At 73.2% G+C, this 26,592-nt stretch carries 26 protein-coding genes; 13 read left to right on the top strand and 13 right to left on the bottom strand.

The genetic code is table 11. The features are described 5' to 3' along the window. Positions 1 to 61: 61 nt before the first annotated feature. From AC3A3L_RS14305 to AC3A3L_RS14290, 4 genes are read left to right on the top strand one after another with little or no spacing between them, the layout of a single operon-like run. The gene (locus AC3A3L_RS14305; RefSeq protein ID WP_487640710.1) at positions 62 to 1,036 is read left to right on the top strand and encodes a glycosyltransferase family 2 protein; all 975 of its coding nucleotides are present in this window, start codon (positions 62 to 64) and stop codon (positions 1,034 to 1,036) included. Beyond that, positions 1,033 to 1,785 (top strand): sulfotransferase family protein, encoded by a 753-nt coding sequence (locus tag AC3A3L_RS14300; protein ID WP_487640709.1) that lies wholly within the window; start codon positions 1,033 to 1,035, stop codon positions 1,783 to 1,785. Before AC3A3L_RS14305 ends, AC3A3L_RS14300 begins: the two co-directional genes overlap by 4 nt. Before the next feature lie 38 nt (positions 1,786 to 1,823). After that, complete coding sequence (rffA, locus tag AC3A3L_RS14295) at positions 1,824 to 3,020, top strand: dTDP-4-amino-4,6-dideoxygalactose transaminase (RefSeq protein ID WP_487640708.1); 1,197 nt, start codon at positions 1,824 to 1,826, stop codon at positions 3,018 to 3,020. Next, on the top strand, positions 3,017 to 3,739 hold the full coding sequence (locus tag AC3A3L_RS14290) for a class I SAM-dependent methyltransferase (protein ID WP_487640707.1): 723 nt from the start codon (positions 3,017 to 3,019) through the stop codon (positions 3,737 to 3,739). The genes rffA and AC3A3L_RS14290 overlap by 4 nt, the downstream gene beginning before the upstream one ends. On the opposite strand, the gene AC3A3L_RS14285 is transcribed toward AC3A3L_RS14290, so the two are convergent. The 5 genes from AC3A3L_RS14285 to AC3A3L_RS14265 form a co-directional block, all read right to left on the bottom strand. Beyond that, a complete protein-coding gene (locus AC3A3L_RS14285) occupies positions 3,714 to 4,931 on the bottom strand; it encodes a lipopolysaccharide biosynthesis protein (protein WP_487640706.1) in 1,218 nt (405 codons plus the stop codon). The two genes, AC3A3L_RS14290 and AC3A3L_RS14285, sit on opposite strands and share 26 nt — an antisense overlap. Continuing rightward, the gene (locus AC3A3L_RS14280; protein WP_487640705.1) at positions 4,928 to 6,499 is read right to left on the bottom strand and encodes a hypothetical protein; all 1,572 of its coding nucleotides are present in this window, start codon (positions 6,497 to 6,499) and stop codon (positions 4,928 to 4,930) included. The genes AC3A3L_RS14285 and AC3A3L_RS14280 overlap by 4 nt, the downstream gene beginning before the upstream one ends. Before the next feature lie 28 nt (positions 6,500 to 6,527). Then, positions 6,528 to 7,226, bottom strand: coding sequence for a response regulator (locus AC3A3L_RS14275; RefSeq protein WP_487640704.1), 699 nt, complete (start codon positions 7,224 to 7,226; stop codon positions 6,528 to 6,530). 226 nt (positions 7,227 to 7,452) lie between these two features. Next, the gene (locus AC3A3L_RS14270) at positions 7,453 to 7,767 is read right to left on the bottom strand and encodes a hypothetical protein (RefSeq protein ID WP_487640703.1); all 315 of its coding nucleotides are present in this window, start codon (positions 7,765 to 7,767) and stop codon (positions 7,453 to 7,455) included. 242 nt (positions 7,768 to 8,009) lie between these two features. After that, entirely contained in the window at positions 8,010 to 9,746 is a 1,737-nt protein-coding gene (locus AC3A3L_RS14265; RefSeq protein ID WP_487640702.1) for a GAF domain-containing sensor histidine kinase, read from the bottom strand. A gap of 186 nt (positions 9,747 to 9,932) precedes the next feature. On the opposite strand from AC3A3L_RS14265, the gene AC3A3L_RS14260 reads away from it, so the two are divergent. Beyond that, on the top strand, positions 9,933 to 11,177 hold the full coding sequence (locus AC3A3L_RS14260; protein WP_487640701.1) for an MFS transporter: 1,245 nt from the start codon (positions 9,933 to 9,935) through the stop codon (positions 11,175 to 11,177). A gap of 6 nt (positions 11,178 to 11,183) precedes the next feature. On the opposite strand, the gene AC3A3L_RS14255 is transcribed toward AC3A3L_RS14260, so the two are convergent. The 4 genes from AC3A3L_RS14255 to zwf are packed head-to-tail and all read right to left on the bottom strand — an operon-like array spanning position 11,184 to position 16,473. Beyond that, a complete protein-coding gene (locus AC3A3L_RS14255; protein ID WP_487640700.1) occupies positions 11,184 to 12,419 on the bottom strand; it encodes a glycoside hydrolase family 16 protein in 1,236 nt (411 codons plus the stop codon). 40 nt (positions 12,420 to 12,459) lie between these two features. After that, positions 12,460 to 13,128, bottom strand: coding sequence for a bifunctional 4-hydroxy-2-oxoglutarate aldolase/2-dehydro-3-deoxy-phosphogluconate aldolase (gene eda, locus AC3A3L_RS14250; protein ID WP_487640699.1), 669 nt, complete (start codon positions 13,126 to 13,128; stop codon positions 12,460 to 12,462). After that, complete coding sequence (gene edd / locus AC3A3L_RS14245; RefSeq protein WP_487640698.1) at positions 13,112 to 14,998, bottom strand: phosphogluconate dehydratase; 1,887 nt, start codon at positions 14,996 to 14,998, stop codon at positions 13,112 to 13,114. Before edd ends, eda begins: the two co-directional genes overlap by 17 nt. Then, on the bottom strand, positions 14,995 to 16,473 hold the full coding sequence (zwf, locus tag AC3A3L_RS14240; RefSeq protein ID WP_487640697.1) for a glucose-6-phosphate dehydrogenase: 1,479 nt from the start codon (positions 16,471 to 16,473) through the stop codon (positions 14,995 to 14,997). The genes edd and zwf overlap by 4 nt, the downstream gene beginning before the upstream one ends. Positions 16,474 to 16,562: 89 nt before the next feature. Between zwf and AC3A3L_RS14235 the strand changes: the two genes are divergently transcribed. From AC3A3L_RS14235 to AC3A3L_RS14225, 3 genes are read left to right on the top strand one after another with little or no spacing between them, the layout of a single operon-like run. Next, positions 16,563 to 17,777, top strand: a complete 1,215-nt coding sequence (locus AC3A3L_RS14235; RefSeq protein ID WP_487640696.1) for an ROK family protein — start codon at positions 16,563 to 16,565, stop codon at positions 17,775 to 17,777. A 46-nt stretch (positions 17,778 to 17,823) separates the two neighbouring features. Further along, positions 17,824 to 18,492 (top strand): hypothetical protein, encoded by a 669-nt coding sequence (locus AC3A3L_RS14230; protein ID WP_487640695.1) that lies wholly within the window; start codon positions 17,824 to 17,826, stop codon positions 18,490 to 18,492. 33 nt (positions 18,493 to 18,525) lie between these two features. Next, a complete protein-coding gene (locus AC3A3L_RS14225; RefSeq protein ID WP_487640694.1) occupies positions 18,526 to 20,091 on the top strand; it encodes a peptide chain release factor 3 in 1,566 nt (521 codons plus the stop codon). Between the two features lies 1 nt (position 20,092). Here AC3A3L_RS14225 and AC3A3L_RS14220 read toward each other — a convergent pair whose 3' ends face one another. Then, positions 20,093 to 20,491, bottom strand: a complete 399-nt coding sequence (locus tag AC3A3L_RS14220) for a GFA family protein (RefSeq protein ID WP_487640693.1) — start codon at positions 20,489 to 20,491, stop codon at positions 20,093 to 20,095. Between the two features lie 41 nt (positions 20,492 to 20,532). Between AC3A3L_RS14220 and AC3A3L_RS14215 the strand changes: the two genes are divergently transcribed. The 3 genes from AC3A3L_RS14215 to AC3A3L_RS14205 all read left to right on the top strand — a co-directional run bounded on the left by AC3A3L_RS14215 (position 20,533) and on the right by AC3A3L_RS14205 (position 23,059). After that, complete coding sequence (locus tag AC3A3L_RS14215; RefSeq protein ID WP_487640692.1) at positions 20,533 to 21,987, top strand: protein adenylyltransferase SelO; 1,455 nt, start codon at positions 20,533 to 20,535, stop codon at positions 21,985 to 21,987. A gap of 177 nt (positions 21,988 to 22,164) precedes the next feature. Then, positions 22,165 to 22,614: a hypothetical protein gene (locus AC3A3L_RS14210; protein WP_487640691.1), complete on the top strand. Its 450-nt coding sequence runs from the start codon at positions 22,165 to 22,167 to the stop codon at positions 22,612 to 22,614. Positions 22,615 to 22,762: 148 nt separating this feature from the next. After that, positions 22,763 to 23,059, top strand: coding sequence for a helix-turn-helix domain-containing protein (locus AC3A3L_RS14205; RefSeq protein ID WP_487640690.1), 297 nt, complete (start codon positions 22,763 to 22,765; stop codon positions 23,057 to 23,059). 14 nt (positions 23,060 to 23,073) lie between these two features. On the opposite strand, the gene AC3A3L_RS14200 is transcribed toward AC3A3L_RS14205, so the two are convergent. Continuing rightward, the gene (locus AC3A3L_RS14200) at positions 23,074 to 23,706 is read right to left on the bottom strand and encodes a ClpP family protease (protein ID WP_487640689.1); all 633 of its coding nucleotides are present in this window, start codon (positions 23,704 to 23,706) and stop codon (positions 23,074 to 23,076) included. Continuing rightward, positions 23,703 to 24,317 (bottom strand): ClpP family protease, encoded by a 615-nt coding sequence (locus AC3A3L_RS14195; protein ID WP_487640688.1) that lies wholly within the window; start codon positions 24,315 to 24,317, stop codon positions 23,703 to 23,705. Before AC3A3L_RS14195 ends, AC3A3L_RS14200 begins: the two co-directional genes overlap by 4 nt. A 155-nt stretch (positions 24,318 to 24,472) precedes the next feature. Here AC3A3L_RS14195 and AC3A3L_RS14190 point away from each other — a divergent pair, with 155 nt between their 5' ends. Then, entirely contained in the window at positions 24,473 to 25,900 is a 1,428-nt protein-coding gene (locus tag AC3A3L_RS14190) for a short-chain fatty acid transporter (protein ID WP_487640687.1), read from the top strand. Positions 25,901 to 25,930: 30 nt separating this feature from the next. After that, positions 25,931 to 26,224 (top strand): hypothetical protein, encoded by a 294-nt coding sequence (locus tag AC3A3L_RS14185; RefSeq protein ID WP_487640686.1) that lies wholly within the window; start codon positions 25,931 to 25,933, stop codon positions 26,222 to 26,224. A 10-nt stretch (positions 26,225 to 26,234) separates the two neighbouring features. Here the strand turns inward: AC3A3L_RS14185 and AC3A3L_RS14180 are convergent, their stop codons facing one another. Further along, entirely contained in the window at positions 26,235 to 26,498 is a 264-nt protein-coding gene (locus tag AC3A3L_RS14180) for a DUF3253 domain-containing protein (RefSeq protein ID WP_487640685.1), read from the bottom strand. Positions 26,499 to 26,592: the final 94 nt, after the last annotated feature.

The following is a 26,592-nucleotide window of genomic DNA, read 5'->3' as shown; positions in this document are numbered from 1 at the left end:
GATGGGCCATATGCTCGACGCGAGCCGCCCTGCGGCGACGACCGGACGACGATCGGGAGGCATGGTGGGCGACGACCACAGCGCTCCCGTGCCGTCGGCCGCCGACCGGTCAGCCAGCTCGTACTCCCTGGTGATCCCTGTCTACAACAGCCAGGACGTCGTGGGAGCGACGATCGACCGCGTCGTCGAGGTCTTCGAGTCAGCCGGGCTGCGCTACCAGGTCGTGCTGGTCAACGACGGGAGCAGGGACGGCAGCTGGGACGTGATCGCCGAGCGCGCGCGCACCTCCCCCCACGTCGTCGCCCTCGACCTGCTGCGCAACTACGGCCAGCACCACGCCAACGTCGCCGGCATGCGCGAGGCCACCGGTGACTACGTGATCACCCTCGACGACGACCTGCAGAACCCTCCCGACCAGGCCCTGCTGCTCATCGACAAGGCGATGGAGGGCCACGACGTGGTCTTCGGCCGCTTCGAGCGCAAGCAGGCGCGGCGCTACCGGAGGTTGGGCAGCAAGGCGATCAGCATGATCAACCGGCGGGTCTTCGACCAGCCTCCCGGCCTGGCCGTGTCCAACTTCCGCATCCTGCGGCGCGACGTGGTGGACCGCATCTGCAGCTCCCGCACCGCCCACCCCTACATCACCGGCCAGGCGCTGATGTTCTCGAGCGACCCCGCCGACGTGCTGGTGCGCCACGACCCGCGCCCGGTCGGCAGCAGCAACTACGGCCTGCGCCGCATCGCCTCGCTCGTCCTGGCCATCCTCTTCAGCTACTCGGTCTTCCCGCTGCGGCTGGCCGCTGGCGTGGGGTTCGCGGTCGCCGGGGGCAGCTTCCTGCTCGGCCTCTTCTACCTGGTGCGGGCGCTGTTCGTGGACTCGACCGTGCCCGGCTGGACGACGATCGCCGTGCTCCTGGCGCTGATGAACGGCTTCGTCATCATGCTGCTGTCCATGCTGGGCGAGTACGTCGTCCGCACGCTCAACGCCGTCAGCGCGGTCACCACCTACCACGTCGCGCGCCGGGTGTCGTCGTGAGCGGCGGCTGCGAGCACCGGCACCTGCTGGTCGTGGGGGCGCAGCGGAGCGGCACCACCTACCTCCACCACGCGCTCGACGCGCACCCCGACATCACCATGGCGCGGCCCTCGTCCCCCGAGCCGAAGGTCTTCTGCGACCCCGAGCTCACCGCCCGAGGACTGGAGTCCTACCACCGCACCTGGTTCGCCCACGCCCGCGACGAGGAGCTGCTCGGCGACAAGAGCACCAGCTACCTCGAGGACCCGCTGGCGCCGGGACGCGCGGCCGAGGTGCTCGGTGAGCCGGAGGTCGTCGTGCTGCTGCGCGACCCCGTGCGCCGTGCCGTGTCGAACTGGCGGTTCAGCACCGCCAACGGCTTCGAGACCCGTGCCCTCGAGGACGCCCTCCTCGCAGACCTCGACGACGACCAGCAGTGGGACCCCGGGCGCTCGTCCGTGTCGCCCTTCGCCTATCTGCGGCGTGGCCGCTACGACGAGCAGGTCGAGCACTGGTCCGCGACGTTCCCCACCACCACGCACGTGCTCTTCACCGAGGAGCTGCTGTCCGACCCCGCGGTGCTGCGCGGGCTCGTGGCCGACCTCGGCCTCGACCCGGCGCGCACGCCGGTGCCGGACGGCGCGGTGGTCAACGCGGCGCCGGTCGAGGCGCCGGTGCTCGACGTGGGACTGACGCGCATGCTGGAGGGGTACTTCCAGGACAGCAACGCACGCCTGGCCGACCGGCTCGGCCGGAGGCTGCCGTGGTGACCCACGAGGAGACGAACGACGAGAGGGAGGTGCCCGCCATGGCACAGGCACAGCAGCTCGAGGACGTACCCGCGGCTGAGCTGCCGGACGTCCTGTTCAACGTCCCGTCGGTGGAGGGACGCGAGCTCGACTACGTCCAGGAGGTGGTGCGGGGCGGTCACCTGTCGTCCGGGGGTGACTTCGCGCGGCGCACGGCCGAGCTGCTCGCCGCCGACACCGGCTCCGCCGAGGTGCTGATGACCACCTCGTGCACCGCAGCCCTCGAGCTGTCGGCGATGCTGATGGACCTGCAGGAGGGCGACACGGTCATCGTCCCGTCGTTCACCTTCACCAGCACGGGGCTGGCGTTCGCGCGGCAGGGCGCCGGCCTGCTGTTCTGCGACGTCGAGCCGGACACGCTGGGCCTCGACCCCGCGCACCTCGCCACCCTGCTCGACGAGCACGTGCGAGCGGTCGTGATCGTGCACTACGCCGGTGTCGCCTGCGACGTGCAGGGCATCCGCGACGTCCTCGCCGACTGGCCGGACGTGCAGCTGGTCGAGGACAACGCGCACGGGCTCTTCGGAACGTGGCGCGGTGAGCCGCTGGGCAGCTTGGGACGCTTCGCCACCCTCAGCTTCCACGAGACCAAGAACTTCGTGTGCGGCGAGGGCGGCGCGCTCCTGCTCAACGACCCCGAGGACGTCGACCGCGCCCGCGTGCTCTACGACAAGGGCACGAACCGCCACGCCTTCATGCTCGGCCAGGTCGACAAGTACACCTGGAAGGACACCGGCTCCTCGTTCGGCCTCTCCGACGTGCTGGCCGCCTACCTCCTCGGCCAGCTGGAGCAGCGCGAGGCGGTGCAGGCCAAGCGGCAGCGCGTCAGTGAGCGCTACGCCGCCGCGCTGGCGCCGTACGCCGACGAGCTGGGCTTCGAGGTGATGCGGGTGCCCGACGACCGGGGCCCGGCCCACCACATGTTCTACGTCCTGCTGTCGCACCGCGACCGGCGCAACGACGTGCTCGAGCTGATGCGGAAGGCCGGGGTGCAGGCGACCTTCCACTACCAGCCGCTGCACGCTTCCGACGCCGGTCGCGCCTTCGCGGTGCGGGTCACCGAGTGCCCGGTCTCGCAGGACGTCAGCGAGCGGCTGCTCCGCCTGCCCTTCCACAACAACCTGTCCGACGCCGAGCTCGACCGCGTGGTGGCCGCCTTCCTCGAGGCGAGCACCGCCACCCTCCCGTCGCGGTGAGCCTCGCCCAGCCGGGCTCGTCGTCACTGGGGCGCGAGGGCTACTGGTGGCACCGTGCCCGCACCGACCTGCTCGCCGCCGTGATGGCGCCGCACCTCGCCACCCCGGGCCGCACCCTCGACGTCGGCAGTGCGGACGCGCCCAGCGTGGGGTGGATGCGGGGCGAGCAGCAGCACGTGAGCCTGGACCTGTTCCCTGACGGCCTGCGTCCCGGCGAAGGTGTCGTCGGGTCGGCGACCGAGCTGCCCTTCGCGGACGCGAGCTTCGACGTCGTCTCGGCGTTCGACGTCGTCGAGCACTGCGCGGACGACGCGCGCGCGGTGTCGGAGCTGCGGCGGGTGCTGGTGCCCGGCGGTCGGATGCTGCTCTCGGTCCCGGCCTACCAGTGGGCGTGGAGCGACCACGACGTCCAGGCCGGACACCACCGCCGCTACACGCGAGGAGGCATCGTCGGGGTGGTCGAGGGCGCCGGGATGGAGGTGCTGCGGGCGACGTACGCATTCGGCGGGGTGTTCCCGCTCTTCGCCGCCGAGCGGATCCGACGGCGGGTGCGCCCGGCCACCGGCACCGACTCGCGCCTGCCCGAGGTCTCGCCGACCGTCGACCGCGCCCTCATGGGCGTCTGCCGGGCGGAGTCACGCCTCCTGCGCGGGCGCGACCTGCCGTTCGGCTCGTCGGTGTTCGTCGCGGCCCTCAAGCCGTCGTCCGCGCAGCGCTGAGCACAGACGAGGCGACCACGGCGAGGAGCAGCGTGGCGACGGCCTCGGACGCGACGAACGCGAAGGCGACGCGCTCGACGGGCAGCCACCAGGTCGTCGGCAGCAGCACGGCCGCCCCCGCGAGGACGGCCAGCCCCCACGCCACGGCCACGCGTCCCGGACGATCGAGGGCGAGGGCGCCCACCATCAGCACGACGTTGACCAGGGCCAGTGCGCAGCCCGCCGCGATCACTCCGGCGTCGCCGTGGCCGATGTCGACGGTGTCGCCGAAGACCGCACGGACGAGCGCCGGACCGGCTGTGCCGCCGATGGCGGCGCCGAGCGCCACGACCGCGACCCCCAGGACCGCGAGGCGCACCGCGAGCGAGCGGAGGGCCGGCTGGTCGCCCGCCACCACGAGGCCGGTGACGTGGTGGGTGACCTGCGGCAGCGTGCCCAGCACGACCATGTACGGCGCTCGGAACAGCGCCAGCGTGGCGAACATCGCCGTGACCTCCGCGGGCGAGCCGTCGAGCAGCGCCACCACCACCGCTCCCCCGGTCAGCACCCCCTGCGCGAGCAGCTGTCCCGAGGCGGCACCCCCCAGGAACGACAGCGAGCCGGCACCGCCCGCGCCGACCCCACCGAACCGCCAGGCGCCCGGCCACAGCGCGATCAGCGACCCGGCCACCAGACACAGGCCGTGGGCCACCGGGTCGTGCACCTGCGCCACGAGCAGCAGGGCCACGAGGACGCACCGCACGGCGTTCTCCGCCACCAGGCTCCCGGCCACGGCCCCCATCCGCCCGCGTCCCGCCAGCGCGCCCCGCAGCACGCCGACCGCCGCTGAACCGAGCACGACGAGCACGACGAGGACGGGGAACCACGCGTCGTCGCGGTGGAAGAGCCGGTCGCGGAAGACCCAGGCCATACCGCCGGTGGCGAGGGCGGCGATCGCCACCACGACGGTCACCCGCCCGGCCGAGCTGCGGACGTCGCCCTCACGGCCGGCCACGAGGCACCGCGTGATCCAGTGCTGGAGGGGGAAGGTGAACGCAGCGCCAGCGAGGGCCCACACCGTCCAGAGCACCGAGACCGGCGCGGCGGCGGTGGCGCCCAGCCCACGGGTGACGAGGGCGAACAGGACGTAGGCCAGCACCCCGCTGACCACGGAGCCGGCGGCGAGCAGGAGCGGGGCGCGGCGGCCGGTCATGGCACGAGCGGCTCGGCCAGCGGGTCGTCGGCGTCGTAGCCCGCTGCGTCGCGCAGCTCGGCGATCGTCTCGTCCCCCAGCGACGCGCGGGCGTACCAGTCCCACAGCGGCGCGCTGCCGACGTAGACGTAGTCGGGCTGGATCGACGCCCGCCAGCGCTGGGAGACCGTCTCCCCCACGGCGACCAGGTCGGGGCCGTCTGCGACGAGGTCGCGCTTGAAGCCGTCGAGGCCGCCCGGCCAGGTGTCCTCCATGTAGTCCTGCAGCCCGCTGCGGAACATCTGGTAGCGCGTGGGGTTGGTCCGTTCCGTCAGCACGAGCGGCTGCGGCGCCTCGATCGACGTGATGGTCGCGCCGTCCGGGAGGACCGACAGCACCGCGTCCGTGGACGCGCGCTGCTCCTCCAGCGAGTCGTCACGGGTGGAGACCGAGTACGTCAGGGCGACGACCACCGCGGCGACGGCGAGGGCCCCCGCCACAACGCCCCGGCCCCGGCGGGCGAGCCCGTGCGTGGCGACCGCGAAGGCGGCACCCAGGCCGAGGGCGGCGAAGGGCAGCACCGGGAACAGGTCGGCCCAGGCGTCGTACTCCTCGCGGATCCAGGCGAGACCGGCGAGGAGGCCCGCCGCCATGGCGGGCAGCGCGAGCAGACCCGGCACGGCGGCGCGGGCGCGGCGGGAGACGGCGGCCAGGGAGACCACGAGGAGCAGCACGGTCCCGGCCAGGAGCAGCCAGGTCGTCACGCCGTAGGCGGCGTACAGGTCGTCCCACACCAGCTCGCGGGCGCCGTCGAGCGGGTTGGGGACGGTGTAGCGCCGGTTGATGGCGTAGAAGCCGTCCCAGGCGGCACCCAACGACCCGGAGAGGGCGAACCAGGTGCCGAGCACCGCCACCGGGACCAGACCGCCGAGGGCGATGCGACCCAGCGCGCGGAGCCGGCCGCCGATCCCGTCCGCGAGCAGGAGCGCGCCCACCACGACGGCCGTGACGGTGCTGAAGAACGCCGTCTGCAGGCACAGGGTGGCCAGGCTCGTCAGGACGCCCGCGGTGAACCACCGTCGGTGCGTCACCGCCCAGAGGGCGCCGATCACGAAGAGCGCCATCGGGGTCTTCTCGCGCGGCCCGTTGGAGGCGTACTGGATGAAGCCGTGGATGGCGAGCATCGTGCTCGCGGTCACCAGACCGGCGCCCCGGGAGCGGAACAGGTCGCGCCCGAGCAGGTAGGACACGCACACGGCGGCGACGGCGACCAGCATGAAGAGCACCCGCATGGTGACGACGTCGTCGAGGCCGCCGACGCGTGCGACGAGCGCACCGACGCCCGGCAGCACGTGCGCGAGCGGCCCGGCCCGGTTGAGCACCCCGAGGTAGGGCGGGACGCCGTCGGCCACCTGCTGGCCGGCGTACGCGTAGAGACCGAGGTCGCGCGTCAGCATCCCGTGGGAGCCGTGCAGCACGTAGACGACCAAGGACACCAGCGCCACCACGGGCACCAGCGGGTCGATGGCCCGCAGCCGCGAGACCCCGCCGGGTCGGTCACCGTCGGACCGGTCGGGGCGAGGGGGCACGCGGACACCCTACGGAGTGCCGGTGCGGCTAGGAGGCAGGGTGTCCCGGTCGGCGGTCGTCGGTCATCGGGCGGCGGGTCGCCATCACCGCGGCCTGGGTCCTGCTCTCGACCCCCAGCTTCGCCAGCAGCGTCGAGACGTAGTTCTTCACGGTCTTCTCGGCGACGCCGAGGCGCTCGGCGATCTGGCGGTTCGTCAGCCCCTCGGCCACCAGGCCGAGCACCTGCTCCTCCTTCGGCGTCAGGTGCTTGGTGAGCGCGTCCTTGTCGGACCCCTGCCGCAGCCGGTGCAGCACCCGGGTCGTCACCGTCGGGTCGAGCATCGACTGGCCCGCCGCCACCCGCCTCACGGCCGTGACGAGGTCGCCGCCGCTGATCTGCTTCAGCACGTAGCCGGAGGCGCCGGCCAGGATGGCGGCGAACAGCGCGTCGTCGTCGTCGTACGACGTCAGCACCAGTACCGCGACGCCGGGGTCCGCGGACCGGACCTGGCGGCACACCTCGATGCCCGAGCCGTCGGGCAGCCGACCGTCCACGATGGCGACGCGCGGATGCAGGGTCGTGATGTGCTCCTCGCCCTCCACGGCCGACCCGCTCTCACCGATCACCTCGATGCCGGGCTCGGACTCCAGGAGGGTCCGCACTCCTCGCCGGACGAGCTCGTGGTCGTCGAGCAGGAACACCGTGATCGGGTCGTCTGCGACCGGGACGTGAGCTGGTCCGTCCATGGGGACAACGGTACTCCGCCCCGGACCGCATGGCCCGGGACTTGTTGCCCATATTTGTCCGCGTTCCGGGGGTCCTAGGTCACGCTCCTGGGGGGCAGGCGGTGCCTCCCCGTGCCGGCGACGATGCGGGCGGCCCGCACGGCCGACCGGGCGCGCCACGTCCGCCACGAGCGTCGGTCGGTGTGGGGACCGGCGTGGCTGCCGCCCCGCCGCCTCTCGCGGGCGCTCACCGCGACCTCCGAGGCCGGGGCACCTCGGGACCCTGGACGCCCGCCCAGGCGCGGAGCGGGACGTGCCCGCCCGTCGCCGGACGCTGTGCCAGCAGGTCCCTGGTCCTGCGCTCGGCCTCCGCGACGACCTCCGAGGTCAGGAACCCGTCGAGCAGGGCAGCGCGCACCGAGCGCGAGAACGTGCGCAGGACCGAGCCCGGTGGCACGTCCCGGCGGTCGTGCACGAGCCGGTCGGCCGCCTCCCTGAGGTCCTGGTTGGTCAGGCCGGGCGTCCACGTCAGGTCGGCCACTCCCACCGTCGCGTTGGTCATCCCTGCTCCTCGCCCTGCTGCGGAACCATGCTCTTCCCTCCTGGTCAGCTGCACCCCCGCCCGGGTGCCCCGTCCGACCCTCGTGTGCGGCAGCGCGGCGTACGGCTGCTGAGCGCCGGTGGGGCGGGGCACCCGGGGCGACCCCCGGTGCGCCTCCATTAGCGGTGCCGCGCTGTGAGGTGCGCAACGGACCAAGGTCCCAGTGCGTTCGGGACCTCGTCCCGGGACGGCGGTCGCGTGGGTCAGTCAGGCTCGACGAGCGGGACCCGCCAGGTGACCGTGGTGCCCGCACCGGCCTCGGAGTCCACCCTCAGCTCGCCGCCGTGCCCAGCGGCCCGCTCGCGCATGTTGTGCAGCCCGCTCTCCAGGACGTCCGACGGCATCCCGACACCGTCGTCGGCGACGCTCACGTCGAGCGCGTCGTGGTCGACGACCACCCTCACCTCCACCGAGGAGGCATGCGCGTGCCGGCTGACGTTGGTCAGCGCCTCGCCCACCACCGCGAGGAGGTCCGGGGCGAAGGCGGCCGGCACGGTGGTGCGGATCGGCCCCTCGAGACGCAGCTTGGGGCGCAGCTTCATCGTCGCGGCGGCCCGGTCGACGAGCTTCTCGACCTCGGACTGCAGGTCCGTCGAGCCCTCGAGCGTCCCGAGCGCGAAGATCGCCCGACGGATGTCCTTGATCGTGTCGTCGATCTCCACGATGGCCTGCCGCACGCGTCGCGCCGACTCCTCGTCCGGCACGATCCGCGCCGTCGCCTCCAGCCCGAGACCCACGCCGAAGAGCCGCTGGATGACGAGGTCGTGCAGGTCCCGCCCGATGCGGTCGCGGTCCTCCAGCAGCGACATCCGCTTCCGGTCCTCGCGGCTCCTGGCGACCTGCAGGGCCAGGGCTGCCTGCTCGGCGAAGCTGGTGGGCAGGCCGGGGTCGACGCGCCGGAACGCGTCGATGCGCTCGGGCGTCCACGCCAGCGAGATGACGCCCTCGATCCCGGAGCCGGACCGCAGCGGCAGGGCCATCATCGGACCGAGATGCGGCCAGCCGTCCAGGGACGACGGGTCGACGGCGCGCGGATCGGTGGCGAGGTCGTCCACGGAGACCGGCACGCCCGTGCGCACCACCAGGCTCGCCAGCGACTTCTCCATCGGCAGGGCGTGCATGGCCTCCCGGTCGACCGGTGCGCCCGCCACCACCTCGAGGTGCAGCTCGCGAGCGTCGGAGCCGCTGACGACCCAGGCCACGTCGGCGCCCGACACCGACCGGGCCCGGTCCGCCACGGCCTGCAGCGCGCGGTCGGTGGGCGTGTCCTCGGAGAGCAGGGAGGTGATCTCGACAGTCGCGCTCAGCCAGGCCTGGCGCCGCTCGGCCTCCTCGTAGAGGGCGGCGTTCTCGATCGCGACGCCGGCGGCTGCCGCCAGCGCCACGGCGACCGACGCGTCCACCTCCGTGAAGTCCTGTCCGCCCACCTTCTCGGTGAGGTAGAGGTAGCCGAACAGGCGCTCCCGCGTCCGGACGGGGACGCCCAGGAACGACGTCAGTGCCGGGTGGTGCCCGGAGAACCCGTAGGACTCCGGGTGCTCGGCGACGTCCTGCCGGCGGAGGACGCGCGGCTCGGCGAGGAGCTGGTCGAACAGGCCGTGACCGGTCGGCAGCTCGCCGACGTGCTCGGCCACCTCGCTGTCCGGCCCCCGGTGCACGACGGTGCGCATCACGTGCTCGGGCCCCTCGGTCAGGACACCGAGTGCGGCGTACCCCGCGCCCAGGAGGGTGCTGGCGGACCGGACGATGCGCGTCGGCACCCCGTCGAGGGTGAGCTCGGAGGCGATGGTGACGACCGCGTCGAGGAGGAGCCGGAGCCTGGCCTGCTCGTCGAGGACGCCCTGCACGCGCGTCAGGACCTCCCGGAGGAGCCGATCGAAGTCGACCGCCGCCAATCCCTGGTCGGACGGCTCGTCGCCGCCCTCGTCGCTCGCGTGCACTCGTCCTCCCCCGACGTTCCGACCCGCGGCTCCTCGAGCGTAGTCCCGGGACCGCTCGCGCCGGAACCCCGCCGGCCGCGATTCCGCAGGGAGTCGCGGGCTCTCCTAGGATGGGCGTCGCAGAGGGTTCAACGCGTCCTTGGAGGTGGGTTCGGCGCGTCGTACCGACGCACCCGAAGGACCCTCGTGACTCCGCTCGCCTCCTACCGACGCCTCCTGTCGATCGCCGGCCCCACCTACGTCCTCGTGGCGTTCGTCGGACGCCTCCCGCTGGCGATGAGCCAGCTCGGCACGCTCCTCCTCGTCTCCACCGCAACGGGGAGCTACGGCCTCGGCGGCCTCAGCGCCGGCGCGCTCGCCGTCGCGAACGCCGTCGGCGCGCCGGTCGCCGGCTCGCTCGCCGACCGGGTCGGCCAGCGCCCCGTCGTCCTGGTCCAGTCGCTGCTGGGTGCGGCGGGGCTGGCCACCCTCGTCGCGGTCGTGGGAAGCGGGTCGGCGGACGCCCTGGTCGTGCTCACCGCGGCAGCCACCGGTCTGGTCCTCCCGCAGGTGGGGCCGCTCGCCCGCGTGCGGTGGCGGCCGCTGACCCGGGCGACCGGCGCGCACCAGCGTCGGCTGGTGGACGCGGCGTTCTCCTACGAGGGCGCGGCCGACGAGGCCTCGTTCGCGATCGGTCCGGCGCTGGTCGGCCTGTCCGTCGCGCTCGTCTCCCCCTCCGGGGCGCTCCTCCTCGCGGCGGCGCTGCTGGCGGTCTTCGGGTCGGCGTTCGCCCTCGACCCGTCCGCCCGGCTCGCCCACGACACCGACCACCCGGTCGGCGCGGGGCGCCTCCTGGGTGCCGCGTTCGTGGTCCTGGTCGGCGCCCAGGTCTCCATCGGGATGCTCTTCGGCGCTACCCAGACCGGTGCGACGGTGCTCGCCACCGACGCCGGCACGCCGGGCGTGGCCGGCCTGGTGCATGCGACCCTGGGGGTCGGCAGCGCGCTCGCGGGTCTCGCCACGGCGTACGTCCCCGAACGCGTCGGGCACGAGCGCCGCGCCTTGGTGGCCGCGTGGGCGCTCCTCGTGCTGTCGCTGCCCCTCCTCGTGGTCGGCTCCCTCGCCGGCACCGCCGCCACCGTGCTGGTCCTCGGGCTCGCGGTCGCCCCCTACATGATCGCCGTCTTCTCCCTCGCCGAGCGCGCGGTGCCCGCCGCCCGGGTCGGTGCGGCGATGACGACGCTGGCCAGCGCGACCGGCCTCGGCTACGCGCTGGGCTCGAGCCTCGCCGGGCGCCTCGCCGACGCCTCCGGAGCGACGGCGGCCTTCGGTGTGACCGTCGGCGCGACGGTGCTCGCGGTCGCGCTGATGTCCACCCAGCAGCGTCGGCTGCGCACGGCGGCGGAGCAGCCGCCGGCGCCCGTCGACTCCCGGACGCCCGCGGCCGTCTAGCGCCGCCTACTCCGAGCCGGGCGCCCCGGTCTCCCAGACCCGCACCCAGTCGACGTACATGTGCTGGGGCAGCCGCTTCTCCTCGATCTTCGGGATCTCGTAGTTGGCGGCGATCAGGCTCAGGATGGGGAACTGCGGCACGGCCGAGATCCGCCCGCGCAGCCGGCCGGTCTCCTTGCCGTCGATGCGGAACACGAGCATGCGGGGCGTCCACTCCACCGAGAACACGTGGTAGTTCCTCGACCAGCCGTCGTTCCGGCTCGCGAGGAAGGACCGTGAGTTCGGGATCCAGCCGCCCGACGCGATCCGGCGCTTGCCCTCGTAGCGGTGCATGAAGGAGGCGAGGCCGCCCTGCGGGTGGTGGTCGCCGAAGTACTCGACGACGTCGATCTCGTTGCCGACCGCACCGGCCGTCATGCCGCCGACGGGCTGCAGCCAGAAGGCACCGTGCTGCCCGCGCAGGCGGTGGAACCTCACCCGCGCGGCGGCGACGCCGTAGCGGAACGAGAAGGCGTGCTGGGTGCCGATGTGGCCGTTGAGCCGGTAGGCGAACCGACCGGCACGCGCGTCGCGGCCCTGGATCCGGCACCGCGTCGTGGCGTCCGGGTCGGTGATGACGCTGAGCCGTACGGCGCCGCCGCCCACGCGGACCGCCCGGGAGTCGCCCTTCGCGCACGAGCGGCGGCTCTCGTGGGCGTACTCCAGCCCCCGGTTGCTCCAGACCGGCGCGAGGTGCGAGCCGTCGAACTCGTCGGTCCAGGTCGCCTCCAGCCAGCGGGCGGTGCTGACCGGCGCGCTCGTGAAGGGACTCGTCGACGCCGACGGCATCGCCTTGACCCGGTAGGTCAGCGGCCTGCCGTCCACAGCGGCCGCGGTGGCGAACTGGACCCGACCCAGGCCGTCCTGGCGCCGTGACGCGACGGCCCGCCACGACTCGCCCTCCTGCACCTGGAGCTGCACCCGGCGACCGGGTCGGACCGGGCGAAGGGTGGCGACGACCGCGGAGCGAGCGGCGTCGGCGCCGGCGACGGCCCGGCCCTGCTGCACGACCTGCGGGAGGGCCTCGAGCCGGATCCGCTGGTGGCGGGTGGCGCGCACGGACACGTGCGCGGGCACCTCGTCGGCGACCACCTGGGTGCTGGCGGGCACCGACCCGGTGGCGGCCCCGGGCTGCGCCCAGGCGAGCAGGGAGGCGGGCAGCAGCAGCGCGGTCGCGGCGCAGAGGCGGAGTCGGTTCGGCACGCGACTGGGACGCTGACCGGCCCCGGTTGGTTGTCGGGGCTCAGGACCCCAGCGCGGCTGCCTCCCGGGCGAGGGCGGCGACCCGGTCCCAGTCACCGGCGCGCAGCGCGTCGGCCGGGGTCAGCCACGAGCCGCCGACGCAGCCGACGTTGGGCAGGGCGAGGTACGACGGCGCGGTGGCAGCGGAGATGCCACCTGTCGGGCAGAACCGGGCGGCGGGGAGCGGCGAGGCCAGCGACTTCAGGTACGCGGCCCCGCCCGAGGCCTCCGCGGGGAAGAACTTCATCTCCGAGAAGCCCGCCTCGAGCACGGCCATCGCCTCGGAGACGGTGGCGGTACCCGGGAGGAACGGGACCCCGGACCCGGCCATCTCCCGCAGCAGCCCGGGAGTCGTGCCCGGCGAGACGAGGAACTGCGCCCCGGCCTCCACCGCACGCGAGACGAGCTCGGGTGAGGTGATGGTGCCGGCGCCCACGAGGATCTCGGGCACCTCCGCGGCGATCGCGGCGATGGCGTCGAGCGCGACCGGCGTGCGGAGGGTCAGCTCGATGACGGGCAGGCCACCGGCGACGAGCGCCCGCGCGACCGGCACGGCGTGGTCGAGGTCGTCGAGCACGACGACCGGCACGACGGGCACCAGCGAGAGGAGCGACCCCGAGCCGTCGCGGAGCAGGTCGCTAGCGGGCTGGACGTCAGACGGGCTGGACAAGTGGGGCCTCCTCGGTGGGGGCGGGCAGGGGACGGATGACGCTGGCGCCGGTCTCGGCGGTGCCGACGATGGCGCGGAAGCCGGAGAACAGCTCCCGGCCGGTGCCGGCCCACTCGACGTCGCGGGGCGCGCGGCCGGTGGTCTCGCGGTGCTCGAACTCGGCGTCGGGGAGCTCGACCTCGAGCACCCCCGCGTCGGCGTCGACGGTCACGAGGTCGCCGTCGCGGACGCGTGCGAGCGGACCGCCGAGGGCGGCCTCGGGGGTGACGTGGATGGCCGCGGGCACCTTGCCCGAGGCGCCGGACATCCGGCCGTCGGTGACGACCGCGACCCGCTGGCCGCGGTCCTGCAGCACGCCGAGGGCGGGCATCAGCTTGTGCAGCTCGGGCATCCCGTTCGCCGCGGGTCCCTGGTAGCGGACGACGGCCACGAGGTCGCGCCCGTCGAGCCGGCCCTCGGCGAAGGCGGCGAGGAAGTCGGCCTGGTCGTCGAAGACCATCGCCGGCGCGGTGACCACGCGGTGCTCCGGCGTGACCGCGGAGGTCTTCACGACCGCGCGGCCGAGGCGTCCCGAGAGCATGCGCAGCCCACCGTCGGGGGCGAACGGGTCGTCGGCCGGGCGCAGCACGTCGGTGTCGAGCGACCGCTTCGGGCCCTCCTCCCAGGTGACCTGCTCACCGTCCAACCGTGCCTCGCGGGTGTGCCGCCACAGCCCGCGACCCGAGACGGTCAGGACGTCGTCGTGGAGGTAGCCGTGCTTGAGCAGCGTGTGGACGAGGAACGGCGTACCACCGGCGGCGACGAAGTGGTTGATGTCGGCCGAGCCGTTGGGGTAGATCCGGGTGAGCAGCGGGACGGCCGCCGAGAGGTCCGACAGGTCGTCCCAGGTGAGGGTGATGCCGGCGGCCGCGGCGATCGCGACGAGGTGCATGGTGTGGTTGGTCGACCCGCCGGTCGCGAGCAGGGCGACGCAGGCGTTGACGACCGCCTTCTCGTCGACGAGGTGCCCGACGGGGGTGGGCTCGCCGCCGGCATGGGTGATGGCGACGGCACGCGCCCCGGCCGCGCGGTCGAGCGCCGCGCGCAACGGGGTCTCGGGGTTGGCGAACGTCGCGTCCGGCAGGTGCAGCCCCATCACCTCCATCAGCATCTGGTTGCTGTTGGCGGTGCCGTAGAACGTGCACGTGCCCTTGGAGTGGTACGACGCGGACTCGGCCTCGAGCAGCTCCTCGCGCCCGACCTTGCCCTCGGCGTAGAGCTGGCGCACGCGGGCCTTCTCGCCGTTGGGCAGCCCGGACGTCATCGGGCCGGCCGGCACGAAGACGGTCGGCAGGTGGCCGAACGACAGGGCGCCGATGAGCAGGCCCGGCACGATCTTGTCGCAGACGCCGAGCATCATCGCGGCGTCGAACATGTCGTGGGAGAGCGCGACCGCGGTCGACATCGCGATCAGGTCGCGGCTGAAGAGCGAGAGCTCCATGCCCGCGCGGCCCTGGGTGATGCCGTCGCACATGGCGGGCACTCCCCCGGCGAACTGCGCGAGGCCGCCGGCGCGGATGATCGACTTCTTCAGCACCTCGGGCACGTCGCGGAAGGGCTGGTGCGCCGAGAGCATGTCGTTGTAGGACGAGACGATCGCGACGTTGGGCTTGCGACCGGACTTCAGGCCCGACTTCACCGGCTCGTCGGCCGCGGCGAAGCCGTGCGCGAGGTTGGCGCAGGCGAGCTTGCCGCGCGCCGGCCCCTTGTCGGTCGCCGCGTCGACGCGGGCGAGGTAGGCGGACCGGGTCGCGGCGCTGCGCCGCGCGATGCGTTCGGTGACCTCCCCCACCGCCGGGTGGACGGGGACCTTGGGTGCGCTGGTGCTCATTCTGCCTCCTGCCAGGATCGGCCGTCGCGCTCGAGGAGCGTGACGGCGGCGACGGGACCGTGCGTGCCGGCCGGGTACGTCCGCGGCCGGTGCGAGGGCTGGGACCAGCGCTCGAGGATGGGGGCCACCCAGGTCCACGCGGCCTCGACCTCGTCGCGGCGCATGAAGAGGGTGGTGTTGCCGCGCACGACGTCCATGAGCAGCCGCTCGTAGGCGTCGGGCGAGCGGCCGCCGAAGGCGGTGGCATAGCTGAGGTCCAGCGACACGGGGCGCAGCCGGATGCCGCCGGGGCCGGGTTCCTTGGCCGTCATGTGCAGCCGCATGCCCTCGTCGGGCTGGACGCGGATGTGCAGCCGGTTGGGCTCGGTGGGCCCCTCGCTGTGCGGGAACATCGGGTGGGGCGGCTCCTTGAAGACCACCACGATCTCCGAGAACCGCTCGGGCATCCGCTTGCCGGTGCGCAGGTAGAACGGCACGCCGGCCCAGCGCCAGTTCTGCACCTCGGTGCGCAGCGCCACGAACGTCTCGGTGCTGCTGGCGTGGCCCACCTCGTCGGCGTACGACGACGCGGGGCTGCCCTCGCACAGCCCCGCGGCGTACTGCCCGGCGACGGTGTCGCGGTCGACGAGCTCGGGCGTCATCGGTCGGAGCGCCTGGAGCACCTTGAGCTTCTCGTCGCGCACGGTCTCGCGGTCGACGTAGGTCGGCGGCTCCATCGCCACGAGGCACAGCAGCTGGAGGAGGTGGTTCTGCACCATGTCGCGCAGCGCGCCCGAGCGGTCGTAGTAGGAGCCGCGGTCGCCGACGCCGATCGACTCGGACACGGTGATCTGCACGTGGTCGACCCACCGGCTGTTCCAGAGCGGCTCGAGGAACGTGTTGGCGAAGCGCGTGACCAGCAGGTTCTGCACGCTCTCCTTGCCGAGGTAGTGGTCGATGCGGAAGATGCTCGACTCCTCGAACACGCGACCCACGGCGGCGTTGACCTGCTGGGCGGTGGCGAGGTCGGTGCCCATCGGCTTCTCCAGCACCACGCGCGAGCGCTCGGTCACCAGTCCGGCCTCGTCGAGGTGCTCGCAGATGGTCCCGAAGAGGCCCGGCGCGACCGCGAGGTAGAAGACCCGGATGACGTCGTCGGAGGCGGCGCCGTCCTTGAGCCGGTCGTGCAGCTGGTGCCAGGCCGCCATGTCGGCGACGTCGAGCTGCACGTGGTGCAGCCGAGCGAGCAGCCGCTCGACGACCGGCGCGTCGAGGTCCTCGGCGGGGACGTGCTCGGTCAGCGCGCCGGCCACCAGCGAGCGGTAGCCGTCGTCGTCGATGTCGGCGCGGGACACGCCGATGACGCGGAACCCGTCGGGCAGCTGCCCGTCGCGGTCGCGCAGGTACAGGGCCGGGAGGAGCTTGCGCAGGGCGAGGTCGCCGGTGCCACCGAAGACGGTGAAGTCGCAGGCGTCGACGGGGGTGATCGAGTCCATGGCGCACCACCGTACGGACCGTTCAGTCCCGATGCAACGGAACTTACGTCTTTTCAAGACATATTTGCTGATGCCACAATCGGCGCACCATGACGCAGACCCCGCCCCCCGTGCCGCCGGCCCTGCCCGCGGCCACCGCCGGCGAGGTGCTCGCGCTGATCCGCTCCGGCCAGGCAGCCACCCGCGGCGCCCTCGGCCGGGCGACCGGCCTCTCCCGCACCGCGGTCAACGCCCGCCTCACCGCGCTGGCCGACGCGGGTCTCGTGCTGGAGGGCGAGGAGGAGTCCGCGACGGGCGGACGACCCGCCACGACGCTCGTCCTCAACAGTGCGGCCGGCCTGGTCCTCGGGATCGCGGTGGGTCGCAGCCGCTCGCAGCTCTCGGTGTGCTCGCTGGACGGCACGGAGCTCGCCGCGGTGAGCCTGGACCAGGAGACCGGCCAAGGACCTGACGCGCTCATGCCCCTCCTCGTCGAGCACCTCGACCGGATGCTCGGGGAGCTGGGCCGCGACGGCGACGACGTACGTGGGGTGGGCATGTCGCTGGCCGGCACGGTCGACCCGTCCCGGGCGATGAGCGTGGACTCCCCCGCCCTCGCCGGCTGGGACGGCGTCCCGCTGGCCCCCTACCTGCGGGACGTCACCGACGCCCCCCTCACCCTCGACAACGACATGCGGGTCATGGCGCGGTCGCAGATGCCGACCGCACGGGCCGACGTCGAGCCGACCGTGCAGGAGCACGACGAGGCGCTGGTGCTCAAGGCGTCGACGGGCGTCGGTCTCGCGATCGTGGCCGACGGGCAGCTGGTCCGCGGGCACCGCAACGCCGCCGGCCAGCTCGGCCACGTCAAGGTCCCGGCGGCCGACGGGCTGCGCTGTCGCTGTGGCGAGACCGGGTGCCTGGAGACGGTCGCGAGCGGCTGGGCGCTCGTCGAGCAGCTGCGGGCCGCGGGCGACGACGTCCACCACGTGCGCGACCTGGTCGCCGCCGCGGGCCGTGGCAACGGGCGGGCCCGCGCGGTCGTGCGCGAGTCCGGCCGCCACATCGGCGAGGCGCTCGCTGCCACCGTCACCGTGCTCAACCCGCGGACCGTCGTGGTGGGCGGCGACATGGCCGGCGCCTTCGACACCTTCTCCGCCGGCCTGCGCGAGGGCGTCTTCAGCGCCACCACGGCGCTGGCCGGCCGGGACCTGCAGGTCGTCCCGGCGGCGTACGGCGACCGGGCCGGGCTGGTCGGCTGCGTGCGGCTCGCCCTCGACTCCGTGCTCTCCCCACGCGCCGTCGACGCGGCCCTGGCGAGGTAGCCCCCGGGACGGCATGCGACGAGGCCGGGGCGGGTACCGACGGCCTGTGGAACCCATTCCCGAGACGCTCGAGGCGCTGGAGGAGATCGACGCCGACGTCGGCGCCGCCGCCTGGGCCGGCAGCCTGGTCGGGACGGCGGAGCGGGCGCGATCGGTCGCTCCCGGACTGGTCGCGGTCAGCCTCGCGCTGCGTCAGCTCGACGTCACCTTCACCGTCGTCGCCACCGACGACGAGATCGCGACCCTTGACGCGGTGCCCCCCGTCGGCCACGGCACCACCGCCTCGCCCGACGGGCTGCTGAGCGAGGAGCTGTGGCAGGAGCTCGCCCGGGCCAGCGCGGCCCGGGGCGTGCACAGCACCCTCACCCTCCCGGTCGTCGGACCGGACGGCGGCGTCGTGGCCACGGTCGACCTCTACGGCAGCAGCCCCGAGACGTTCGAGGGTCGGCACCAGCAGCTGGCGGAGGTGTTCGGCGCCTGGGCTCCCGGTGCGGTCACCAACGCCGACCTGCCCTTCTCGACGCGCGACGCTGCCGAGCAGGCGCCGGTCCAGCTCGAGGAGCTCGCGCTGCTCGACGGGGCCACCGCCATCATCGCCGAGGCCCGGGACATCCCGGTCCGCGAGGCCCAGCGGCAGCTCGAGGACGCCGCCTGCCGGGCCGGCGTACCCGTCGTCCGGCTGGCACGTGTGATCGTCGGCCTTCACGAGGAGTGAGTCCTCGCCCGGTCCTCCGGGTAGGTTGCCGCGGTGCCCGACACCCGCCCCCGCCGTACCTTCGCCGTCATCAGCCACCCGGACGCCGGCAAGTCCACCCTCACCGAGGCCCTCGCCCTCCACGCGCGGGTGATCACCGAGGCCGGCGCGGTGCACGGCAAGGGCGACCGGCGCGCCACCGTGTCCGACTGGATGGCGATGGAGAAGGCACGCGGCATCTCGATCACGTCGGCAGCGCTGCAGTTCGTCTACCGCGACCACGTCATCAACCTCGTCGACACCCCCGGCCACAGCGACTTCTCCGAGGACACCTACCGGGTGCTCTCGGCCGTCGACTCCGCGGTGATGCTGGTCGACGCCGGCAAGGGGCTCGAGCCGCAGACGCTCAAGCTCTTCAAGGTCTGCGCCCTGCGCGGGATCCCGGTCCTGACGGTCATCAACAAGTGGGACCGGCCCGGGCTGTCGGCGCTCGAGCTGATGGACCTCATCCAGGAGAAGATCAGGCTCCGTCCCACTCCCCTGACCTGGCCGGTGGGCGAGGCAGGCGACTTCCGCGGCGTGCTGGACCGGCGCACGGGCGAGTTCGTGAAGTACACCCGCACCGCTGGTGGCGCGACCCGCGCCCCCGAGCGGCGGATGACCGCCGACGAGGTCGAGGACGACGACGCCTTCCAGTGGAACGCGGCGTTCGAGGAGCACGAGCTGCTCACCCTCGACGAGGCCGACCACGACCAGGAGCGCTTCCTGGCCGGCGAGACCACGCCGGTGATGTTCGCCTCGGCCCTGCAGAACTTCGGCGTCGCCCAGCTGCTGGACCTGCTGCTCGACATCGCGCCGGACCCCAGCGCCACCGAGGGCGTCGACGGGTCGGTGCGCCAGACCAGCGACGACTTCAGCGCCTTCGTCTTCAAGGTGCAGTCGGGGATGAACAACGCCCACCGCGACCGGCTGGCCTACGCCCGGGTCGTGTCGGGAACCTTCGAGCGCGGCATGGTCGTGACCCATGCCGGCAGCGGGCGGCCGTTCGCGACGAAGTTCGCGCAGTCGGTCTTCGGCCGCGACACCGCCGCCGTGGAGAGCGCCCAGCCCGGCGACATCATCGGCTTCGTCAACGCCCAGGCCCTGCGCGTCGGCGACACGGTCTACGTCGGGGACCCGATCGAGTACCCGCCCGTCCCGAGCTTCGCGCCCGAGCACTTCGTCACCGCCAGCGCCGGCGACATCGGCCGCTACAAGCAGTTCCGCCGGGGCATCGAGCAGCTCGACCAGGAGGGCGTGGTGCAGGTGCTGCGCTCCGACCTCCGCGGCGACCAGAACCCGGTCCTCGCCGCCGTCGGCCCGATGCAGTTCGAGGTCGTCGAGGACCGCATGACCAACGAGTTCAACGCGCCGATCCGCTTCTCGCGGCTCGACTACCAGGTCGCCCGCCGCACCGACGCCGACGGCGCGGCCGCCCTCGCCGGCAAGCGGGGTGTCGAGGTGCTCGAGCGCAGCGACGGCACCCGTCTTGCGCTCTTCGTCGACCAGTGGCGCGCCCAGGTCACCGCCCGCGACAACCCCGACATCATGCTCGAGGCGCTTCCCGCAGGCGGCGCCTGACTCATTCGGTGTCGCGCTCCGGTAGATCGGGGCGGGTCGCGTAGTCGCTCGCGTGCGACACCCACCACGCCTCGACCGTCCTCAGTCGGGTCGGCGGGTCGAGGGTGCCGGCGCAGATCGACCAGCGTTCGGGCGCCTCGGTCGACCGCCAGAAGAGCGACGAGCCGCACGCGCGGCAGGAGCCGTACTCCGCACCGGGGACCGCGAACCACCTCAGCTCCTCCTCGCCGGTGAGCGCGAGGTCCGCCACCGCCGCCGACGTCGCGGCCATGTGGTGCCCGGTGAACTGACGGCACCGGTCGCAGTGGCAGTTGACGACGTCGCGCAGCTCGCCCGTGACGACGTACGACACCGCGCCGCACAGGCAGCGACCGCGCGCCCGTTCGTCGTGGGTGCTCATGCGCTGATCCTCCTACGACTGCGCCACGTATCGTCGATGGAGTGACCCCGGCACCCACCCTCGTCCTCGACGGCCGCTTCGCCCGCGAGCTGCCCGAGCTGGCGCTGCCCTGGCAGGCGGCCGAGACCCCGGACGCCCGGGTCCTGGCCCTGAACGAGCCGCTGGCCGCCGAGCTCGGCCTCGACCCGGACTGGCTGCGCGGTGACGGCATCGGTCTGCTCTCGGGCACCCGGCTCCCCGAGGGCGCGACGCCGGTCGCCCAGGCCTACGCCGGCCACCAGTTCGGCGGCTACTCGCCGCGCCTCGGCGACGGCCGTGCCCTGCTGCTGGGCGAGCTCGTCGACGACTCCGGGCGGCTGCGCGACCTGCACCTGAAGGGCTCGGGAAGGACGCCGTTCTCCCGCGGCGGCGACGGCCTTGCCGCGGTCGGCCCGATGCTGCGCGAGTACGTCGTCAGCGAGGCGATGCACGCCCTGGGCATCCCGACCACGCGCAGCCTCGCCGTCGTCGCGACCGGTCGCCCCGTGCAGCGCGAGACGGTGCTGCCCGGGGCGGTGCTGGCCCGGGTCGCGAGCAGCCACCTCCGCGTCGGCACCTTCCAGTACGCCCGCTCGACCGACGACCTCGACCTGCTCCGCCGCCTCGCCGACCACGCGATCGCCCGCCACCACCCTGCCGCTGCCGAGGCGCAGCACCCCCACCTCGCGCTCTTCGAGTCGGTGGTCGCCGCGCAGGCCGCGCTCGTCGCCCGGTGGATGCTCGTCGGCTTCGTCCACGGCGTGATGAACACCGACAACATGACGATCTCGGGCGAGACCATCGACTACGGGCCGTGCGCCTTCATGGACGCGTTCGACCCGGCGACCGTCTACAGCTCGATCGACACCGGCGGTCGCTACGCCTTCGGCAACCAGCCCGTGGTCGCGGAGTGGGACCTCGCCCGCTTCGCCGAGGCGATCCTCCCGCTCCTGGCCGACGACCAGGACGCGGCGGTGGCCGTCGCGGTCGAGTCGCTCGGCGCCTTCCGCGACATCTACTCCGCCGCCTGGTCGTCGGGCATGCGCGCCAAGCTCGGCCTGCCGGACGACGTCGACCGCGCCGAGGCGTCGGCCCTCGTCACCGACCTCGTCGCGCTCGTGCAGGCCGACCACGTCGACCACACGTCGTTCTTCCGGTCCCTCGGTGCGGCCGCGCGTGGCGACGCCGAGCCCGCCCGCGGGATGTTCCTCGACCTCGCCGGCTTCGACGCCTGGGCCGCCCGCTGGCTCGCGCTCGCCCCGGACGCCGACGCGATGGACCGCACCAACCCGGTCTACGTCCCCCGCAACCACCTCGTCGAGGCGGCGCTCGACGCCGCCACCGACGGCGACCTCGCACCGTTCGAGCAGCTGGTCGACGCCGTCTCGGCGCCGTACGACGAGCGCCCCGGCCTCGAGCCGTACGCCGAGCCGGCACCGGACTCGTTCGGCGCCTACACGACCTTCTGCGGGACCTAGCGCGGCGGCCCGGACCGGGCCGCCGATGTCGCCGCTCGGACTCACGCGCGTACTGTGCGTGACCTGAACGGCCTGGAGTCCCGCCGTTCGCCCACTTCGTCGTCGTCGTCAGCCTAGATTGCCGTCGTGAAACGGAACGGGCAGAAGCGTGTGGTCCGCAGGGGCGAAGTCGTCGGGTTGCTCGTCGCGGCCCTGGCGGCTTCGGGCTGGTGGCTCGCGACGGGCAGCGAACGCCGGGTCGATGCTGCCTGCGGCAGGTGGATCGAACATCGATACGACCTGCGCTACGTCGTGCACGAGTACGACGAGGCCGTCGTGCGTGCTCGAGGATCCGGAGCCGACGCCCGAGACGAGCTGAACTACGTGGACAACGTCACCGACGCCCTGGACAGGTGGGCAGCAGCGAGTCCAGGTGTTCGCCGTTCCCTCGAGGGGTCCATCCACGGCTCGGGTGAGACAACCGAGGAGAACCTGCACTTCTTCCTGGGACAGGTCGACGTCCAGCTCGACCTTCTCGACAAGGCAGTCGCGACGGGCAACCCCACCGGAGTGGATTTCGAGCTGGACCAGGCGAGCGCCGCACTCCAGACCATCGACGACATCTGTCTCGCTGCAGCACGGGCGTAGCGAGTTCTCCGCAGCCGCGCCGGCTTCCCCTGATGCCAGCTCGTGGACCACCCTCGCACCTCTCTGCCGGGACCCGCCGTCCCGACGGCGTTCTGCTGTGAGCAGAACGCCGTGCCACGGGACCGGCGACGTCGCTACTGTCGTCGGCATGGGTGAGGTCGTGCGGTTCCCGGTGCAGCAGCCAGACGCGCCTTCGGCGCCCGAGCCCCTGTGGCGCGAGATCGTCGGCGAGGAGCTCCATCGCGAGCGCGCGGCCCGTGGTGAACGGCTCAAGGACGTGGCGGAGCGCGCCGGGGTGTCGGTGCAGTACCTCTCCGAGGTCGAGCGCGGGCTCAAGGACCCGTCGTCGGAGATGCTGCAGGCCATCGCCGGTGCCCTCGATCTGAGCGTCCGTGAGCTCGCGACCCGGACCGCGCGGCCGGAAGCCCTCGCGCTCGCCGCCTGAGCGACCCGACGTACTCAGGCCAGCGCCGGCCCCTGCTCGCGCAGGACAGTGTCGACGAGCCCGTAGTCCACTGCGGCCTCGCCCGGGAGCACGAGCGTCCGGTCGGTGTCCTGCCGGATCTGCTCGCGCGTACGTCCGGTGTGCTGGGCGAGCACCTCCTCGAGCAGCAGGCGCACCCGGGCCACCTCGTCCGCCTCGAGGATCAGGTCGGGGATCGTGCCGCGCCCCTGGGTCGCGGGCTGGTGCAGCACCACGCGACCGTGCGGCAGGATCGCGCGCCGCCCGGGCGCTCCCCCGGCCAGCAGGACCGCGGCGGTCCACGCGGCCTGGCCGACGCAGACGGTCTCGACCGGCGGCTTCACGAACTGCATCGCGTCGTAGATCGCGAGCATGGCCGTGATCGAGCCCCCGGGCGAGTTGATGTAGAGGCTCATCGGGATCTCGGGGTTCTCCGACGACAGGTGGAGCATCTGGGCGATGACCGCGTTGGCGACCCCGTCGTCGATCTCCGTGCCGAGGTAGACGATCCGCTCCGACAGCAGCCGCGAGTAGAGGTCGAGGGTGCGCTCGCCGCGCGGCGTCTGCTGGACGACGTACGGGATCGTGTAGCTGCTCATCTCGTAGGGGCTCATCTCGTAGGGGCTCATCGCGCACCCGCCAGTCCCACCGCGCGCGTGCGCGCCGGTGTCACGTGGTCGACCGAGCTGATCACCTGGTCGACGAAGCCGTAGGACAGCGCGTCCTCGGCGCTGAACCAGCGGTCGCGACGCGAGTCGCGCTCGACGGTCTCGCGGTCCTGGCCGGTGTGCTCGGCGACCAGGCCGAGGACGGTGTCGCGGGTGTGCCTCAGGTCGTCGGCCTGGATCTCGATGTCGACGGCGGTGCCGCCGATGCCGGCGGACCCCTGGTGGAGCAGCACGCGCGCGTGCGGCAGGGCGTACCTCTTGCCGGGCGTGCCCGCCGACAGCAGGAACTGTCCCGCGCTCGCGGCCATGCCCATGGCGAGGGTGCTGACGTCGTTGGGGATCAGCCGCATGACGTCGTGGATGGCGAGCATCGACGACACGGAGCCGCCGGGCGAGTTGATCCAGAGGCTGATGTCGGCGCGCGGGTCCTCGGCGGACAGGAGCAGGAGCTGGTGCATCAGGCGGTTGCCGTTGCGCTCGCCGAGCTCCTCGCCGAGCACGACGATGCGCTGGTGCATCAGCCGTCGGACGAGCTCGTCCTCGATGCGTTCGGAGGTGGTGTGGGTGGTCATGGAGCCAGCGTGGCGCGATGAGACGCACCGCCACAGGGCGTTCTGCTGCTGGTGGATCCGCTGCGAGCGGAACGCTCACCTACCAGACCGGCTGCGCGTCCGGACCACCCGCCCGGGCACGGGCGAGCGGCGGGCTGCGGCTACGTTGCGGAGCCATGTCGACTGTCTCGGAGACCCAGCACGAACGCGGCCTCGCCCGCCTCGCACAGCGCAGCGCCGCGTGGACCGAGAAGTGGTTCCCCGACGCCTACGTCTTCGCCCTCGCGGGCGTCGTGCTGGTGTCGGTGGCCGCCATGCTCAACGGCTCGAGCCCCGTCACGGTCGCCGAGACCTTCGGCGGCGGGTTCTGGGACCTCGCCACCTTCACCCTGCAGATGGCGATGGTCGTGCTGACCGGCTACGTCGTCGCGACGTCACCGCCGGTCGCGCGGATCATCGAGCGGATCGCGCTCTACCCGTCGACGCCGCGTGGCGCCGTGGCGTTCGTGGCGCTGCTGTCGTGCCTGGTCTCGATGGTCAACTGGGGCCTGAGCCTGGTCTTCAGCGGGCTGCTGGCCCGGGCGATCGCCCGCCGGTCCGACCTGCGCACCGACTACCGGGCCCTCGGCGCAGCGGCGTACCTCGGCCTCGGCGCCGTCTGGGCGCTCGGCCTCTCGTCGTCCGCCGCCCAGCTGCAGGCGACCCCGGCGTCGCTGCCGCCCGAGCTGCTCGAGATCACCGGCGTGCTCGACTTCGGCGCGACGATCCTCACCTGGCAGTCGCTGGTGATGGCCGCCGTCCTCATCGCCCTGAGCGTCGCCGTCGCATGGGCGTCGGCCCCGCAGGGCGACGCGATCCGCTCGGCGGAGGACATGGACGTCGACCTCTCCGACACCGTCGAGCCGATGGCCCCGCAGACCCGGCCCGGCGAGCGGCTGGAGTACTCCCGGATCCTGCCGATCCTCGTCGGCCTGCTCACCCTCGGGTGGCTCGTCCAGCAGCTGGCGACGCTGCCGTTCCTCTCGGTGATCAGCAGCCTCAACGGCTACCTGATGGTCTTCCTGATCCTCGGGCTCGTGCTCCACGGCACCCCGCGCGGCTTCCTCAACGCGGTCACCAAGGCGGTCCCGACCACCGCCGGTGTGCTGGTGCAGTTCCCGCTGTACGCCGCCATGGCCGCAGTGCTGACCCGGGCGGAGGGCCGCGGCGGGATCACCGTCTCCGAGCACCTCGCCGACCTGTTCACCAGCATCGGCGGCGGGGGCGCGTTCGCCGTGGTGATCGCGATCTACACCGCGCTGCTCGGCCTCCTCGTCCCCTCGGGCGGCGGCAAGTGGCTGGTCGAGGCGCCGTACGTCATGCAGTCGGCGACCGACGTCGGGATGAACCTCGGCTGGACCGTGCAGATCTACAACGCCGCCGAGGCGCTCCCCAACCTGGTCAACCCGTTCTTCATGCTGCCGCTGCTGGCGGTGCTGGGCGTGCGGGCGCGCGACCTCGTCGGCTTCACGTTCCTGCAGTTCCTGTTCCACCTGCCCGTGGTGCTGCTCCTGCTGTGGCTGCTGGGGATGACCTTCGAGTTCGTGCCTCCCGTCATGCCCTGACGCCGTGGATGGGCGGGCTAGCGTGGCCGGGTGACCGACGACGAGCTCCGTCGCGCCGCCGACGCGGCGATGCTGCCGATCGTCACGTCGCTGGCGCCCGCGGGCGTGATCGGTGCCCACTGGCTGCCCGACCGCACCGGCGACCCCGTCGTGTGGATCCGGGTGCAGAGCGAGGCCGGGCGCGTCGCGGTGGAGTCCTACAGCTGGGTGCTGCCACAGGTGCAGGTCATCCTGTCGCGGGTCGGGCTTCCCTCCGAGAAGGTCCTCGCGCTGCGGCTCGAGGTGACGTCCGCGGAGGCCGAGGGCCGGCTCTTCGGCGACTGACGGGCGGGCATCACCGACGTCGGATCCGGATCGGCCCCTTCGCCGTCGACGGGTCGACGACGTGCCCGCCCTGGGTGATCTCGACCTCGCCGCGGTCCACGAGCCGGCGGGCCGCTCGGCGAGCCGGCTCCATCAGCTCGCGCCACGAGTCCTCGTCACCGACCGCCCGTGCCGCGTCAGACGGGCAGATCGTCGACGTGGAGGCGCGCTGCGCGAGCAGGTCGAGGATCGTCTCCTCGAGCCTGCCGTCGACGTCGTCGGGCTCCGCGGGCATGCTGCCCAGTGTGCCGCGCGCCACCCAGTGCGGCGGCATAGCCGGCTCCGGCCGCTGGTTGTGCCATGAGCACGTCCTGAAGAAGACAGCAACG

It is taken from the genome of Nocardioides sp. Soil_C_8 (assembly GCF_057656315.1).
Note: the sequence above shows the minus strand (reverse complement) of the source record. Positions and strands in the feature narration are given on the sequence as shown.